This is a genomic window from Pseudomonas sp. AE27, assembly GCF_037113495.1.
Lineage (GTDB): Bacteria > Pseudomonadota > Gammaproteobacteria > Pseudomonadales > Pseudomonadaceae > Aquipseudomonas > Aquipseudomonas palmensis.
Window position 1 is genome coordinate 2,295,436 of the sequence record NZ_CP146966.1, and the last position, 13,730, is coordinate 2,309,165.

Genomic DNA, 13,730 nt, shown 5'->3' on the forward strand with positions numbered 1-13,730 from the left:
TGGCTTTGTGACGCAACCGACCGAGTAAACTCAGTAGGCCTTGCCGGTCTTGTAGAAGTTTTCGAAACAGAAGTTGGTCGCGTCGATGTAACCCTCGGCGCCACCGCAGTCGAAACGCTTGCCCTTGAACTTGTAGGCAATCACGCAGCCGTCCTGGGCCTGCTTCATCAGGGCGTCGGTGATCTGGATTTCACCGCCCTTGCCCGGCTCGGTCTCTTCGATCAGCTTGAAGATGTCCGGGGTCATGATGTAGCGGCCGATGATCGCCAGGTTCGACGGGGCGTCTTCCGGCTTTGGCTTCTCGACCATGTTGCGTACACGGTACAGGTCGTCGCCGATCAGGTCGCCGGCGATCACGCCGTACTTGCTGGTTTCCTGCGGGTCGACTTCCATGATCGCAACGATGGTGCAGCGGTACTGCTTGTACAGCTTGACCATCTGCTTGAGCACGCCGTCACCGTCGAGGTTGACGCACAGGTCGTCGGCCAGCACCACGGCAAACGGCTCGTCACCGATCAGCGGGCGACCGGTCAGGATCGCGTGGCCCAGGCCTTTCATTTCGGTCTGGCGGGTGTAGGAGAACGAGCACTCGTCGAGCAGGCGACGAATACCGACCAGGTACTTTTCCTTGTCGGTGCCCTTGATCTGGTTTTCCAGCTCGTAGCTGATGTCGAAATGGTCTTCCAGAGCGCGCTTGCCGCGGCCGGTGACAATGGAGATTTCGTTCAACCCAGCGTCCAGCGCTTCTTCAACGCCGTACTGGATCAGTGGCTTGTTCACCACTGGCAGCATTTCCTTTGGCATGGCTTTGGTTGCTGGCAGGAAGCGGGTGCCGTAACCGGCTGCCGGGAACAAGCATTTCTTGATCATAAACGTCCTTAACAAGGGGCTGTGCAGTACGAAATTCGGCGCAGTCTAATCAGGCGGCGATGCGCTTACAATGCCCCCGTGGCCCGGCCGAATGAATGATAGAGAAAAACTCAGTGTAGATAGTTCCCGCAGGTTGCAAATAATCCGCGTATCCAGGCCCGCAGGCAGGCCTGGATACGCGGATGGGCGAGCGTTCTAGCCGCCTGTGCCCTGCCCGATCAGTACCCCGTCGACCTTCTGGCCGTAGAGGTTGACGCCGTCATTGGCGTGGAACTTGAGCCGGGTTTTTTCCACCGAGCCTTCGACCAGGCGCGGGTCCTGCGGGCGCTCATGCGCATTGATGAAGGCCGCCACGTCCCAGGCCTGCTGGTCGGTCAGCGTGCCTGGCTTGCCCAGCGGCATGTTGTGCTTGATGAACGAGGCCGCCGTGTTGATGCGGTGCATGCCGGCACCCCAGTTGTAGGAGTCCTTGCCCCACAGCGGTGGCATCACGTAGTCCTTGGCCACCTTCTGGCCCTGGCCGCTGTCGCCGTGGCAGATGGCGCACTGCTGCTGATACACCTGGGCACCGCGCTTGATGTCATAGCCCTGCGCAGGCTTGTCGACCTCCGGGTAGCCACGCCCCGGTGTCTCGACGCCGATCGGTGCCTTGCTCGCCAGCCAGTAGGCATACACCGACAACGCCGTCATCTCGGGGCTGTCGGCCGCCGGCGGCTTGCCGTTCATGCTGAACTGGAAGCAGCCCTGGATACGCTCGGCAAAGGTGTTGACCTTGTCGTTTTTCTTGCGATAGGCAGGGTACATCGGGTAAGCCCCCCACAGAGGCGCCGAATGCGCCAGCCGTCCCTGATCCAGGTGGCAGTTGCTGCAGTTCAGGCCGTTGCCCACATACTCGGGGGCCAGGCGCTTGGTGTCGACGAACAGCGCATAGCCGTCGCGCACCATCTTGCCGAAGGCGTTGTCGGGCAACTCGCTTTCGGCGGGGGGCTTGAAGCTGGCCGGCGTGCTGGCCGGCGCCACCTTCAGTTGCGACTGGTCTTCCATGGCGATCGGGGCCGCCTGAACGCCGCCCATGAACAGGGTCAGGGTAGTGAGTAGCAAGCGATTCATTTGGCGGCCTCCTGGCTGGCGCGGGTGGCAAAGTATTCAGCCAGCGCCTTGACCTCGGTATCGGTCAGGGCCTTGGCGACACCGACCATCAACTGGTTAGGGTCGTTGCTGCGCCGGCCGTCGCGCCATGCGTCAAGTTGCCCGGCCAGGTAGCTGGCAGGCTGGTGGGCCAATGGCGGAAAGTGCTCGCCTACCCCCACACCACCCGGCCCGTGACATTGCACGCACCCGGGGATGCCTCGGCTCCAGTCGCCGTAAAGCGCCAGCGACTCGACCGGGTCGGTTGCCATCTGCTGGCGACGGGTATCAGGGGTGGGCGGTACCGGCATTGCCGCCAGCGTGGCGCTGATGGCGCTGATCTCGGCGTCGCTCAGGGCCTTGGCCAGCGGCTCCATGATCGGCTGCTTGCGGCTGCCGTCACGAAAGTCCTTGAGCTGTTTGCTCACATAGGCGGCCGGCAGGCCAGCCAGGCGTGGGAAGCCGGCGGCGGCCATGCCCAGGCCATCGGGGCCATGGCAGCTCATGCAGGCCATGGCAGAGGGGTTCTCCCCTCCCTGGGTGAATATCTTCTGGCCATCGGCGGCAGTGGCGGCTTGCATTGAAAGCAACAGCAGGCTGCCTATCAGGATTCGATCCAGTGGGATCATCACGGACTCCATTTTTCTTGTTATAAGCTTAGACTTATAAAATATAAGCCTACCGATACTAGGCCTATCCGGCCAGCGCTACAACGCGGGCAGGCACAGAAAAATGCAGGGACAACCACTGAATCGTTTAAACGCGGCTCACGCAATCACTTGGAGATGCACACGCTCACAGCCGCTTTGACATCCCCCGGGCGCAGGGGAAAATTGCTCAACCGCTCATGCAACTTGACCGCGCTGCCACTCGAGCGCTCGCTGATCTCCAGCACTGCAGCCGGGGACTTGTCCGAGAGCTTCTGCGGAACCACCACGCGCAGGCCGCTACCCCGCTCCTCGATGGTCAGCGGGCCACGGCTATCAGCCAGTTTTTGCTGAACGCAGGTGGCAAACTCGCGTGGCGACTTGCCCGAGATCACGCTCATGGTCTCGGGGCTCTGTTCGATTTCGGCTACATTGGCACAACCGGTCAGCGCAACTGCCAGCGCTGGTACAACCCATTTCATCGGTACCCCTCCATAAAAAACCGTTGGACCATGGCCAGGCCGATTTGCTCCCTGGATTGGCAGTTTTATCTCTGGCCTTGGCACTCAGCCCCACAGTGTAACCCGACATCGTGCTATCGTTTTGATTTGCCAAAAGATCCCTTGCGGAGAGCGACATGAAATTCGTACACCAGCGCGAGCACCTCAATGAAGACGACATCGTCGTCATCCACTGCTCCCAGCGCTGCAATATCCGCCTGATGAACGATGCCAACTTCCGCAGCTTCAAGAATGGCGGCCGGCATACCTATCACGGCGGCGCCTTCGTCGACTTCCCGGCGAAGATCACCGTGCCCAGCGACGGCTTCTGGAACATCACCATCGACACCGTCGGCCCGCGTGCCCTGTCGGCGGTAAGCAAGCCGACCTTCACCCACACGATCAAGATCATCCGCCGTTCGTCGTCGAAGCTGAGATAACCCCATGAGCGAAAACATCAAGTACGTCATCAAGTACAACCTCGACGGCGAGCGTCGTTTCGACTTCGCCGTGCTCAGCAGCACGGCGCCACAGCAGGTCGAGGAAGCCTTGCGCAAACTGCACGGCGAAGACTTCAGCAAGATCACCGACATCAAGGTAAGCAAGGCGCTGTAACCCACGCCCACACAAGGAGCCCCGCGATGAGCCAATGGCCGGACCCACGTATCCTCGACCTGCTCGGTATCGAGCTGCCCATCATCCAGGCACCGATGGCGGGCGCCACGGGGTCGGCCATGGCCATCGCGGTCAGTAACGCCGGGGGGCTGGGCTCGCTGCCATGCGCGATGCTCACCCCCGAGCAGATACGCCAGGAGATCGCGACCTTCAGCCAGGCCAGTCGCGGCCCGCTCAACCTCAATTTCTTCTGCCATCGGCCACCCGCCGCCGATGGCGAACGTGCAATCCGCTGGAAGCAGGCACTCAAGCCGTACTACGAAGAAGTGGGTGCCGACTTCGGCGCCACCACTCCGGTCTCCAATCGCGCGCCCTTCGACGCGGCGGGCTGTGCCTTGGTGGAAGACTGCAAGCCTGCAGTGGTGAGCTTTCACTTCGGCCTGCCTGCGCCCGAACTGCTGGCTCGGGTCAAGGCCAGCGGGGCCAAGGTACTGTCCAGTGCCACCACGGTCGAGGAAGCACGCTGGCTCGAAGCCCATGGCTGCGACGCGATCATCGCCATGGGCTATGAAGCAGGTGGGCACCGCGGCATGTTCCTGAGCGATGACCTCACCACCCAGATCGGCACCCTGGCGCTGGTGCCCCAGGTGGCCGATGCGGTCAAGGTACCGGTGATCGCGGCTGGCGGCATCGGCGATGCCCGCGGTGTTGTGGCGGCCTTCGCACTGGGCGCCTCGGCCGTTCAGGTGGGCACCGCCTACCTGTTCTGCCCCGAGGCCAAGGTGTCGGCCGCGCATCGCCAGGCACTGCACAGCGCACAGGCCAGCGATACCGCGCTCACCAACCTGTTTACCGGGCGCCCGGCACGCGGCATCAATACCCGCATCATGCGTGAGTTGGGCCCGATGAGCCCCCTGGCCCCTGCCTTCCCCCTGGCCGGCGGCGCCTTGATGCCCCTTCGTGCCATCAGCGAGCCGCAGGGCAACAGCGATTTCAGCAACCTGTGGGCCGGCCAGGCGCTGCGCCTTGGCCAAGCCCTGCCGGCAGCCGAACTGACGCGCCAACTGGCAGAAAAGGCGCTGGCATTGATGTCACGGTAAAACAGATCTTTCCGTTTGTCGGGCAATCGCTATATATTCCAATGCATAACGATTACCTCATGCACATGGAGCTGTTTGATGAGAATGCGCGCCCCTCGTTTTGCCCTGACCGCCGTATTCGGCATGCTGACCCTCAACAGCGCCTGGGCCGATGAAGTCCAGGTGGCCGTCGCGGCCAACTTCACCGCGCCCATCCAGGCGATTGCCAAGGATTTCGAAAAGGACACCGGCCACAAGCTGGTCGCCTCCTTCGGCGCTACCGGGCAGTTCTACGCGCAGATCAAGAATGGCGCGCCCTTCGAGGTGTTCCTGTCGGCCGACGACACCACCCCCGAAAAACTCGAGAACGAAGGCGAAACCGTCAAGGGCTCGCGCTTTACCTACGCCATCGGCACCCTGGCGCTGTGGTCGCCCAAAGCGGGCTATGTGGATGACAAGGGCGAAGTCCTGAAGAAAAACGACTACAAGCACCTGTCCATCGCCAACCCCAAGGCCGCGCCCTACGGCCTGGCCGCCACGCAGGTACTGGCCAAGCTGAACCTGACCGAAGCCACCAAGGGCAAGCTGGTCGAAGGCCAGAACATCACCCAGGCGTTCCAGTTCGTTTCCACCGGCAACGCCGAGCTGGGCTTCGTGGCCCTGTCGCAGATCTACAAGGACGGCAAGGTCAGCAACGGCTCGGCCTGGATCGTGCCGGCCAACCTGCACGACCCGATCAAGCAGGACGCTGTGATTCTCAACAAGGGCAAGGACAACGCCGCCGCCAAGGCGCTGGTCGATTACCTCAAGGGCCCCAAGGCCGCTGAAGTGATCAAGTCGTTCGGCTACGAACTCTGATGCCACTGGACGCCAGCGACCTGGGCGCCATCTGGCTGACGTTCAAGCTGGCGTCGCTGACTACCCTGATCCTGCTGCTGATCGGCACCCCGATCGCCTGGTGGCTGGCGCGCACGCGCTCCTGGCTGCGCGGGCCGATCGGGGCGATCGTGGCCCTGCCCCTGGTGTTGCCGCCCACGGTGATCGGCTTCTATCTGCTGATCGCCCTGGGCCCCCACGGCTGGCTTGGCCAGGCCACCCAGGCGCTGGGCCTGGGCACCGTGGTGTTCAGTTTCACAGGCCTGGTGATCGGGTCGGTGGTGTACTCGATGCCGTTCGTGGTGCAACCGCTGCAAAACGCGTTCAGCGCCATTGGCGAGCGCCCGCTGGAGGTGGCTGCCACCTTGCGCGCCAGCCCGTGGGACTGCTTTTTCAGCGTGGTGCTGCCCCTGGCCCGCCCTGGCTTCATTACCGCGAGCATCCTGGGCTTTGCCCACACCGTCGGCGAGTTCGGCGTGGTGCTGATGATCGGCGGCAATATTCCCGACAAGACCCGCGTGGTTTCCGTGCAGATCTTCGACCATGTCGAGGCCATGGAGTACATGCAGGCCCACTGGCTGGCCGGCGCCATGCTGGTGTTCTCGTTCCTGGTGCTGCTGGCGCTGTACGCCAGCCGCCGCGGCAAGCCGGCCTGGAGCTGACCGATGAGTGCATTGATCCAGGCCCGGTTGCAGGTGGCCTTCGACGATTTCCGGCTGGATGTCGACCTGCAACTGCCCGGGCGCGGTGTCAGCGCCCTGTTCGGCCATTCGGGCTCGGGCAAGACCACCTGCCTGCGCTGCCTGGCAGGCCTGGAGCGGGCCGACCAGGCCTACATCGAGGTCAATGGCGAGGTCTGGCAGGATTCCGCACGCCAGTACTTCATGCCGCCCCACCAACGCCCCATCGGCTACGTGTTCCAGGAAGCCAGCCTGTTCCCCCACCTGAGCGTGAAGAACAACCTGATCTTCGGCTGGCGACGCATCGCCCAGCACCAGCGCCAGGTCGGCCTGGAGCACGCCTGCGAGCTGCTGGGCATCAGCCACCTGCTCGCGCGCAAGCCGGACACCCTGTCGGGCGGTGAACGACAGCGCGTGGGGATCGCCCGTGCGCTGCTCACCAGCCCCAAGGTGCTGCTGATGGACGAACCCCTGGCAGCCCTGGACGGCCCGCGCAAACGCGAGATCCTGCCGTACCTGGAGCGCCTGCACGACCAGTTGCAGATCCCGCTGATCTACGTCAGCCATGCGCAGGACGAAGTGGCGCGCCTGGCCGATCACCTGGTACTGCTCGAACAGGGCAAGGTGCAGGCCAGCGGGCCGATCAGCCAGACCCTGGCCCGCCTGGACCTGCCGCTGGCCCTGCAGGAGGACGCCGGGGTGGTCATCGAGGGCGAGGTGGACGCCCACGACGCGGCCTACCAGTTGCTGGACCTGAAACTGCCGGGCAGCGACCTCAGGTTGCGCCTCACCCATGAGGCGCTGGCCCCGGGGGCGCGCCTGCGGGTCAAAGTCCAGGCACGCGACGTGAGCCTGAGCCTGGCCGACGACAGCCGTTCGAGTATTCTCAACCGCCTGCCGGTGCGCGTGTGCGCGCTGCGCGCCGGTGACAACCCGGCGCAGATGCTGGTGAGCCTTGACGCCGATGGCACGGCCCTGCTGGCGCGCGTGACGCGCTACTCGAGCGACCAGCTGGGGCTGTACGAAGGCCAGCAGTTGTGGGCGCAGATAAAATCGGTGGCATTGCTGGGCTAACTTGCGCGAACGGCTGCTGTCCATCGTCAGAGCCCCTACGCGAGCGCCCAGCATGAGTGTCGACCTGCCCCCTTTGCCCAGTGGCCTGCATTACGTGGATGACAGCCGCCCCGGTTTCCATCGGCGCCTGCTGCGCAAGCACTTCGCCTATTTCGACGCCCACGGCCAGCGCATCACCGCACCGGATACCCTGGCCCGCATCAAGGCGCTGGCCATACCGCCGGCCTATACCGATGTATGGATCTGCGCCGACCCGCGCGGCCACCTGCAAGCCACCGGACGCGACGCACGTGGTCGCAAGCAGTACCGCTATCACCCCGACTGGCGCGAACTGCGCGACAGCCACAAGTACGACCGCATGCTGGCCTTCGCCAAACGCCTGCCGCGGCTGCGCAAGCAACTCGACGAGCACCTGGCGCGGCCAGGCCTGGACCGCGAAAAGGTCATGGCACTGGTGGTCAGCCTGCTCGACAACACGCTGATCCGCGTGGGCAACCGTCAGTATGCCCGCGACAACCGCTCCTACGGGCTGACCACGCTGCGCACTCGCCATGTGCAGGTCGAAGGCAGCGCGATACGGTTTCGCTTTCGCGGCAAGAGCGGCATCGAGCACCAGGTGACCCTCAAGGACCGGCGCCTGGCACGCATCGTCAAGCGCTGCCTGGAACTGCCGGGCCAGGACCTGTTCCAGTGGCAGGACGCGCTGGGGCAATGTCACACCGTCGGTTCGGCGGACGTGAACGCCTACCTGCAACAATTGACCGGTGCCGACTTCACCGCCAAGGACTATCGCACCTGGGCCGGCAGCGCGCTGGCGCTGGAGTTGCTGCGCGAGCTGCAATGGCAACCGGAAACCGAAGCGCGCCGACAGATCGTGGCCATGCTCAAGCAGGTGGCGTCGCGACTGGGCAATACCCCCGCCGTATGCCGGCGCAGCTATGTGCACCCGGCGCTGCTGGAGCGCTTCGTGCTGGGCGAGCTCCACGCGCTGCCACGGCCACGGGCGCGCCAGCGTATGGAGCTGGCCGAGGTGGCCCTGGCACGTTTTCTCATGACATTGAATGCATGTGATACGAATGAAAATCATTAACTAGCACATTAAATAACCCTACTTTTTAAACGCTACCGTTCCATAGAAAAAAGACATATCCCCCATCAGGCAGAGAAATTTCCCATATGCGTTGAAGCCCCCTATGCTTGCGTCCATGGGCGATACCGGTTGTGCGTAATTGCCCATCTGCCCAATCGGAACCTGTGACTAAAGACCTCAACAGAATCTTGTGCTCGGGGAATTAATTTCCATCGAATGCGTCTTTAATGAAGGGAAAGACGGCTGTGCCACCGCGCACACCCGGCCTGTGCAGCTACCGCCTGCAAGGCATTCAAAGTTACCAAGGAGAAGTACATGCTGATACTCACCCGCAAAGTTGGCGAAAGCATCGTCATCAATGATGACATCAAGGTCACCATTCTAGGGGTCAAGGGGATGCAAGTGAGGATCGGCATCGATGCACCCAAAGATGTCCAGGTGCACCGTGAAGAGATTTACAAGCGCATTCAAGCCGGCAGCCCGGCGCCGGAGAAGGGGGATGATCATCAGTAACCAGGGCTAATCGAGTCGCACGGATGCGCTTGGTCCCGGCAACACGGTTCACTGAAGCTCTGGCGTATCCCGCCCGGCCTCCGCCACACCGATGAATGCCCTGACCCTGGCCACCATGCTGGCAGTATCGAACGGCTTGTCGAACACTGCAGAAAACAGGTCAGGTATGGCTTTGCCGATACTTGCCTGGGCCCCGCTCATGAGAATGACCGGTAGGTCCGCAAACTGCGCATTGCTGCGAATCGCTTTGGCCAACTCCTCGCCATTCATTATCGGCATCATGTAGTCGGTGATGACCAGGTCGATTCGCACCTTCTCCAGCACGTCCAGGGCCGTCTTGCCATTGGGCGCCTTCTCGACCTTGTAGCCGGCGTCCTCCAGGGCATACCCCAGGATATCGGCGATCACATACTCGTCGTCCACGACCAGAGTCGTGCTCATGGCTGCCAGCCCAGGGCTTTCATGCCCCTTGCGCCGATGAAGCGGTGCCCGACATCACCGCGCTCGCCTGAACGAACGCCTTGTCGAGCTCGATGCCTGTCGAACGGATGACCAGCTCCAGCAGGGCCGGATCGTATTCACTGTCGCGCACCTTGAGGATCGACAGCAAGCGCTTGAGTTCGGCGTCCAGCTCGACGAAACGCATCAGGAACAGGTTGTCGACGATCGACGAAAGCTCCGACGCGGGTGCGTTGATTTCAGAGCCGAACAGGTCGCGCATCTCCCAGGTCGCCAGCACCGTCACATCCTCGGCACGCAGCTCGCCCATCAGCGCACGGAAGAACTCGTTGAGCCGCCCCTGGTTGGTGGCCAGCCGGGCAAAAGCGCCCAGGCTGTCGATCAGCACCCGCTTGATGCGGTGCTTGCGTACATGGCTGAGCAAACGGGCGCCCACGCCATCGAGCAACCCTTCGGTAGTGGGCTGCCAAGCCAGGTGCACCGCCCCGCTTTTCTCCAGTGCCGGCAGATCGATACCGATGGCCTTGGCCTTGATACGCAAGCGCTGCGGGGTCTCGTAGAAGCCGAAATGCAGGCCCGGCTCGGCCACTGTGGCACCGGCCAGAAAACTCAGGCCCAGGGAGGTCTTGCCAATACCCGACGGCCCCATCGCCAGCGAGACCGAAGCGCTGGGAAAGCCCCCGCCCAGCAAGTCATCGAGACTGGCCAGGCCCGTGCCGACGCGGGTCAACACCTCGCTGCCCGGGCTGGAGGGGTGGCTGTAGAGTGCTTCAAGGCGCGGATACACCTTCAGCCCCTGCTCGGTGATCTCGCATTCGTGCACCCCGGACAGCGCCCCGCTGCCGCGGGTCTTGCGCAACTGGATGCGTCGCACCGAACGTGCGCCGTACAGGTCCTCGCCCAGCTCGATGACGCCATCGACCATGGTGTGTTCCGGGCTGCCGTCATCCAGGCGCGAACTGGTAAGCAGCAGCAAGGTGCAGCCGGCAAACGCGGCATGGCCTTGCAGCTCTGAAATGAACTTCTTGGTGTCGAGCACGTTTTCGGCGCGTGAACGTGCATTGAGCAGGCCGTCGACAATCAGCAGGGAGGCGCCCTGGCGGCCGATTTCACCGCGCAGCAGCTTGACCACCGCCTCCAGCCCCTCGCTTTCGAGGGTATCGAAGGCACTGACGAACTGCAGCTGGTTGCCCACCAGCGCAGGGTCGAAAAAGCTCAGAGTGGACAGGTACTGGAACAGACGCTCATGGGACTCGCTCAGCAGCGTCGCCACCAGCACCCGCCCGCCCGTGGCCACATGGTTGAACGCCAACTGGTTGGCCAGGATGGTCTTGCCCGAGCCCGGGCGACCCTGGACGATATAGGACGAGCCGGCCACAAGGCCGCCCTTGAGCAGGTCGTCCAGACCTTCGATGCCTGTAGCAAGACGCTTGAGCTGCTCCACGATAGGTTCACTCGCTTTGAAGGTTGTCGGGCTGGGGTGGCTGCCATGCCGGCAGGCACAGGGTCATGCAGGTGCCGCGACCGCTTTCGCTCTCGACCCTGATGCAACCGTTGCTCTGCTTGGCAAAACCGTAGGCCTGGCTCAACCCCAGGCCGGTTCCCTTGCCAAAACTCTTGGTGGTGAAAAACGGTTCGAAGATGCGCGGCAACACCGCAGCATCGATACCACGTCCGGGGTCGCGCACGCTGATGAGCACATGATCGCCAACCAGCCCGTCCCACTCCCCCTGCAGCACCTGGTTGCGTGCAACCAGTTCGATGCGCCCCTCGGCATCCATGGCGTCACGGGCGTTGAAGATCAGGTTGAGCAGCACCATCTGCAACTGGCCGCTGTCCACCTCGATATCCGATACCTCGCCCTGGATATCCACCAGCAATTCGATGCCCTTGGGCAGCGCCTGGGACAGCAACGCCTGGCTCGCCCGGACCAACTGCGCCACATCGACCCGGCTTGTGCTTTGCACCTTGCGCCGGGCAAACCCGAGCAACTGCTGGGTCACCTGGCTGCCGCGTTCGCCGGCATCGACGATATGCTGCAACAGGCGCTCGGTACGCTGCGGGTCGCGAGAGGTCATGGCCAGCTTGGCCGAGCCGATGATGATCGTGAGCAGATTGTTGAAATCGTGGGCCATGCCCCCGGTAAGCTGGCCGAGGGCTTCCAGCTTCTGCGACTGGAACAGCTGCGCACGCATGGCGTCCAACTGTAATGCGGCTTCCCGACGATCGGTGATGTCGCGGGTGATTTTCGCCAGCCCGACCACCTCGCCCTGCTCGTCCCGAATCACATCCAGTGCCGCCAGGGCCCAGAACTGCGTGCCGTCCTTGCGCATGCGCCAGCCTTCGTCCTGTGCCCCGCCGGTGCTCAGCGCACGATTGAGCAACCAGCCAGGCCGGCCTTCGGCGCAATCCTGCGGTGTGAAGAACATCGAGAAGTGCCGACCGATGACCTCGTCGGCGTTGTAGCCCTTGATGCGCTGGGCCCCCAGGTTCCACGACACCACATGGCCCTCGAGGTCGAGCATATAGATGGCGTAGTCCGCAACGGTCTGCACCAACTGCTCATAGCGGCTGGCGTGCATGGTTTGAAGGTCAGAGCGCTGGGAAGAATCCATGGCAAACCCGCAGGCACCGCAGTGAGGACAATGAGAAGGTAGACAACCGGGTGCCTCTGCAATTCCGTAATTTCGAAACAGTCGTATCGACCTGCAGGACGTGAACGATAAATCACTGGCGGAACAGTGGCGCAGTGATTGCCCGGTGTCAACGGGTGCTCACCTATCCGGGCAGTGCCCGGGGAAATCGTTCCGGGCCGGGGGGCAACTTGTTATAGTCCACAGGTGCAAGCGCAACCGGGGGAAGGACGTTGACCACAGATGCAAGGATGAAAGGCATTCACGATGACCTGGAGCACACCGCCGCCGATCTGGAGCAGATCGCGCGCGAAATGGCCGGGCATGCGCGCTACCTGCAGCACTCGGCCCACCCGCAGGATGCCCTGGAAGTGCAGCGCAGCATCAATGGGCTGCAGGCATCGATCGACCAGTTGCGCAGCGTGGCCGACCGCATCGAACCCTAGCCCCGGAGACGCCCATGCTGCCAGAGCGCCCACAGGGCCAACGCGGGCCGCTGACTACCCTCGTCTACAAGCGCCGGGGCCGCGTCGGGTTGTTTTTCGTCGCCGCCCTGTCGGTGCTGGCGGGCATGACCGACGCCATCGGCTTTCTCGCCACCGGCGATTTCGTTTCTTTCATGAGCGGCAACACCACGCGCATGGCCGTCGCCCTGGGCGATGCGCACTGGGCACTGGTGGCCCGCCTGGCCCTGCTGATCGGCGCCTTCATTGCCGGCAACGCGCTGGGGGTGATCATCGCCCGCCTGAGCGCCAAGCGTGCATGGCCGCTGCTCGCCCTGTCAGCGGCACTGCTGCTGGGGGCAGGCCTGTGGGGCGCGCAGGCGCAGTTGCCGGCGCTGCTGGGCGCGATCATCGCCATGGGAATGCTCAATGCGGCGGTCGAAGAGGTGAACGGGCTGCCCATCGGGCTGACCTATGTAACCGGCGCCCTGTCGCGCTTTGGCCGCGGCCTGGGCCGCTGGCTGATGGGGGAGCGGCGTCCGGGCTGGCGCGTGCAACTGGTGCCGTGGTCCGGCATGTTCGGCGGCGCAGTGCTGGGCGGGCTGCTGGAGCACCGCTACGGCCTGGCGGCGCTGATGGCCTGCGGTGGCTTCGCCCTGGCACTGGCCATCGTGTCACTGCTGATTCCGCGTCGCTGGCTGCGGCGTTACATGGCAAAGTAGCGGGTGCGCGAGTTGACTCGAATATAACGATGAGTTATAAAGCCGCCTTGATCCGGAAGGTAAAGTGTCGCACACACCCTGTGCCTGACCTTGCAGCCGGATGATCCGTGCGAGTGTGGTGGAATTGGTATACACAGCAGACTTAAAATCTGCCGGCGTGAGCCTTGCGGGTTCGAGTCCCGCCACTCGCACCATCTTCTGAAAAGCGCCCCTTGGGGCGCTTTTCTGCTTTCTGCGTCCTGCGTTATCCCTCGCCTTGCACCTGCCCCTGCCCCTGCGTCCATCTCCCTGCAGCAAAATCTGCAGGGATGAATTGACTTGTACAAATTTCCCTCTAACCTGCAAATATCTTGTACAAATAACAACACATGTACAACTAAATGACCACAATGGTCATGGGT

General features: G+C 63.0%; 17 protein-coding genes and 1 tRNA gene. 11 read left to right on the plus strand and 7 right to left on the minus strand.

All coding sequences use genetic code 11. From position 1 onward, the window contains the following. Window positions 1-30: 30 nt before the first annotated feature. The 4 genes from galU to V9K84_RS10405 form a co-directional block, all read right to left on the minus strand. Window positions 31-870 carry a UTP--glucose-1-phosphate uridylyltransferase GalU gene (gene galU / locus V9K84_RS10390; RefSeq protein ID WP_043861741.1) on the minus strand — a complete coding sequence of 280 codons (840 nt, stop codon included), beginning with the start codon at window positions 868-870 and terminating at the stop codon, window positions 31-33. 195 nt (window positions 871-1,065) lie between these two features. Further along, a complete protein-coding gene (locus V9K84_RS10395; protein ID WP_043861740.1) occupies window positions 1,066-1,980 on the minus strand; it encodes a c-type cytochrome in 915 nt (304 codons plus the stop codon). Continuing rightward, window positions 1,977-2,627, minus strand: coding sequence for a c-type cytochrome (locus V9K84_RS10400; protein WP_043861739.1), 651 nt, complete (start codon window positions 2,625-2,627; stop codon window positions 1,977-1,979). The genes V9K84_RS10395 and V9K84_RS10400 overlap by 4 nt, the downstream gene beginning before the upstream one ends. Window positions 2,628-2,773: 146 nt before the next feature. Beyond that, window positions 2,774-3,127, minus strand: coding sequence for a hypothetical protein (locus tag V9K84_RS10405; RefSeq protein ID WP_043861738.1), 354 nt, complete (start codon window positions 3,125-3,127; stop codon window positions 2,774-2,776). 155 nt (window positions 3,128-3,282) lie between these two features. Between V9K84_RS10405 and V9K84_RS10410 the strand changes: the two genes are divergently transcribed. The 8 genes from V9K84_RS10410 (at window position 3,283) to csrA (ending at window position 9,072) form a co-directional block, all read left to right on the plus strand. Continuing rightward, window positions 3,283-3,585, plus strand: coding sequence for a DUF1883 domain-containing protein (locus tag V9K84_RS10410; protein ID WP_043861737.1), 303 nt, complete (start codon window positions 3,283-3,285; stop codon window positions 3,583-3,585). A 4-nt stretch (window positions 3,586-3,589) separates the two neighbouring features. Then, window positions 3,590-3,760 (plus strand): hypothetical protein, encoded by a 171-nt coding sequence (locus V9K84_RS10415; protein ID WP_088514404.1) that lies wholly within the window; start codon window positions 3,590-3,592, stop codon window positions 3,758-3,760. A 26-nt stretch (window positions 3,761-3,786) separates the two neighbouring features. Next, window positions 3,787-4,860: a nitronate monooxygenase gene (locus tag V9K84_RS10420; protein WP_088514403.1), complete on the plus strand. Its 1,074-nt coding sequence runs from the start codon at window positions 3,787-3,789 to the stop codon at window positions 4,858-4,860. Between the two features lie 78 nt (window positions 4,861-4,938). Beyond that, on the plus strand, window positions 4,939-5,697 hold the full coding sequence (gene modA, locus V9K84_RS10425; protein ID WP_043861735.1) for a molybdate ABC transporter substrate-binding protein: 759 nt from the start codon (window positions 4,939-4,941) through the stop codon (window positions 5,695-5,697). After that, window positions 5,697-6,377 carry a molybdate ABC transporter permease subunit gene (gene modB / locus V9K84_RS10430; RefSeq protein WP_054914304.1) on the plus strand — a complete coding sequence of 227 codons (681 nt, stop codon included), beginning with the start codon at window positions 5,697-5,699 and terminating at the stop codon, window positions 6,375-6,377. The genes modA and modB overlap by 1 nt, the downstream gene beginning before the upstream one ends. 3 nt (window positions 6,378-6,380) lie before the next feature. Then, window positions 6,381-7,469, plus strand: coding sequence for a molybdenum ABC transporter ATP-binding protein (gene modC / locus V9K84_RS10435; RefSeq protein ID WP_088514402.1), 1,089 nt, complete (start codon window positions 6,381-6,383; stop codon window positions 7,467-7,469). A 52-nt stretch (window positions 7,470-7,521) separates the two neighbouring features. Then, window positions 7,522-8,559, plus strand: coding sequence for a DNA topoisomerase IB (locus V9K84_RS10440; RefSeq protein WP_054914302.1), 1,038 nt, complete (start codon window positions 7,522-7,524; stop codon window positions 8,557-8,559). A 315-nt stretch (window positions 8,560-8,874) separates the two neighbouring features. Then, window positions 8,875-9,072: a carbon storage regulator CsrA gene (csrA, locus tag V9K84_RS10445; protein WP_043861731.1), complete on the plus strand. Its 198-nt coding sequence runs from the start codon at window positions 8,875-8,877 to the stop codon at window positions 9,070-9,072. 48 nt (window positions 9,073-9,120) lie between these two features. Here csrA and V9K84_RS10450 read toward each other — a convergent pair whose 3' ends face one another. From V9K84_RS10450 to V9K84_RS10460, 3 genes are read right to left on the minus strand one after another with little or no spacing between them, the layout of a single operon-like run. Beyond that, window positions 9,121-9,513 carry a response regulator gene (locus V9K84_RS10450; RefSeq protein ID WP_338794336.1) on the minus strand — a complete coding sequence of 131 codons (393 nt, stop codon included), beginning with the start codon at window positions 9,511-9,513 and terminating at the stop codon, window positions 9,121-9,123. Between the two features lie 19 nt (window positions 9,514-9,532). Further along, window positions 9,533-10,978, minus strand: a complete 1,446-nt coding sequence (locus tag V9K84_RS10455; RefSeq protein ID WP_338794409.1) for an ATPase domain-containing protein — start codon at window positions 10,976-10,978, stop codon at window positions 9,533-9,535. Window positions 10,979-10,982: 4 nt separating this feature from the next. Then, window positions 10,983-12,146 (minus strand): PAS domain-containing sensor histidine kinase, encoded by a 1,164-nt coding sequence (locus tag V9K84_RS10460; RefSeq protein ID WP_054914300.1) that lies wholly within the window; start codon window positions 12,144-12,146, stop codon window positions 10,983-10,985. Window positions 12,147-12,415: 269 nt separating this feature from the next. On the opposite strand from V9K84_RS10460, the gene V9K84_RS10465 reads away from it, so the two are divergent. The 3 genes from V9K84_RS10465 (at window position 12,416) to V9K84_RS10475 (ending at window position 13,523) form a co-directional block, all read left to right on the plus strand. Then, window positions 12,416-12,610, plus strand: a complete 195-nt coding sequence (locus tag V9K84_RS10465; RefSeq protein ID WP_043861727.1) for a hypothetical protein — start codon at window positions 12,416-12,418, stop codon at window positions 12,608-12,610. A 14-nt stretch (window positions 12,611-12,624) separates the two neighbouring features. Further along, window positions 12,625-13,329, plus strand: coding sequence for a YoaK family protein (locus V9K84_RS10470; protein WP_043861726.1), 705 nt, complete (start codon window positions 12,625-12,627; stop codon window positions 13,327-13,329). Window positions 13,330-13,438: 109 nt separating this feature from the next. Then, window positions 13,439-13,523 (plus strand) — tRNA-Leu (locus tag V9K84_RS10475). The last annotated feature ends 207 nt before the right edge of the window (window positions 13,524-13,730 follow it).

Excerpts from the sequence above, each read along its gene's own strand:
- V9K84_RS10415 (WP_088514404.1), top strand. The coding sequence starts at position 3,590 with ATGAGCGAAAACATCAAGTACGTCATCAAGTACAACCTCGACGGCGAG.
- V9K84_RS10440 (WP_054914302.1), top strand. The coding sequence starts at position 7,522 with ATGAGTGTCGACCTGCCCCCTTTGCCCAGTGGCCTGCATTACGTGGAT.
- V9K84_RS10450 (WP_338794336.1), bottom strand. The coding sequence starts at position 9,513 with ATGAGCACGACTCTGGTCGTGGACGACGAGTATGTGATCGCCGATATC.
- V9K84_RS10405 (WP_043861738.1), bottom strand. The coding sequence starts at position 3,127 with ATGAAATGGGTTGTACCAGCGCTGGCAGTTGCGCTGACCGGTTGTGCC.
- V9K84_RS10460 (WP_054914300.1), bottom strand. The coding sequence starts at position 12,146 with ATGGATTCTTCCCAGCGCTCTGACCTTCAAACCATGCACGCCAGCCGC.
- modB (WP_054914304.1), top strand. The coding sequence starts at position 5,697 with ATGCCACTGGACGCCAGCGACCTGGGCGCCATCTGGCTGACGTTCAAG.
- V9K84_RS10410 (WP_043861737.1), top strand. The coding sequence starts at position 3,283 with ATGAAATTCGTACACCAGCGCGAGCACCTCAATGAAGACGACATCGTC.
- V9K84_RS10420 (WP_088514403.1), top strand. The coding sequence starts at position 3,787 with ATGAGCCAATGGCCGGACCCACGTATCCTCGACCTGCTCGGTATCGAG.
- galU (WP_043861741.1), bottom strand. The coding sequence starts at position 870 with ATGATCAAGAAATGCTTGTTCCCGGCAGCCGGTTACGGCACCCGCTTC.
- V9K84_RS10470 (WP_043861726.1), top strand. The coding sequence starts at position 12,625 with ATGCTGCCAGAGCGCCCACAGGGCCAACGCGGGCCGCTGACTACCCTC.
- V9K84_RS10400 (WP_043861739.1), bottom strand. The coding sequence starts at position 2,627 with ATGATCCCACTGGATCGAATCCTGATAGGCAGCCTGCTGTTGCTTTCA.
- csrA (WP_043861731.1), top strand. The coding sequence starts at position 8,875 with ATGCTGATACTCACCCGCAAAGTTGGCGAAAGCATCGTCATCAATGAT.
- V9K84_RS10395 (WP_043861740.1), bottom strand. The coding sequence starts at position 1,980 with ATGAATCGCTTGCTACTCACTACCCTGACCCTGTTCATGGGCGGCGTT.
- modA (WP_043861735.1), top strand. The coding sequence starts at position 4,939 with ATGAGAATGCGCGCCCCTCGTTTTGCCCTGACCGCCGTATTCGGCATG.
- V9K84_RS10465 (WP_043861727.1), top strand. The coding sequence starts at position 12,416 with ATGAAAGGCATTCACGATGACCTGGAGCACACCGCCGCCGATCTGGAG.
- modC (WP_088514402.1), top strand. The coding sequence starts at position 6,381 with ATGAGTGCATTGATCCAGGCCCGGTTGCAGGTGGCCTTCGACGATTTC.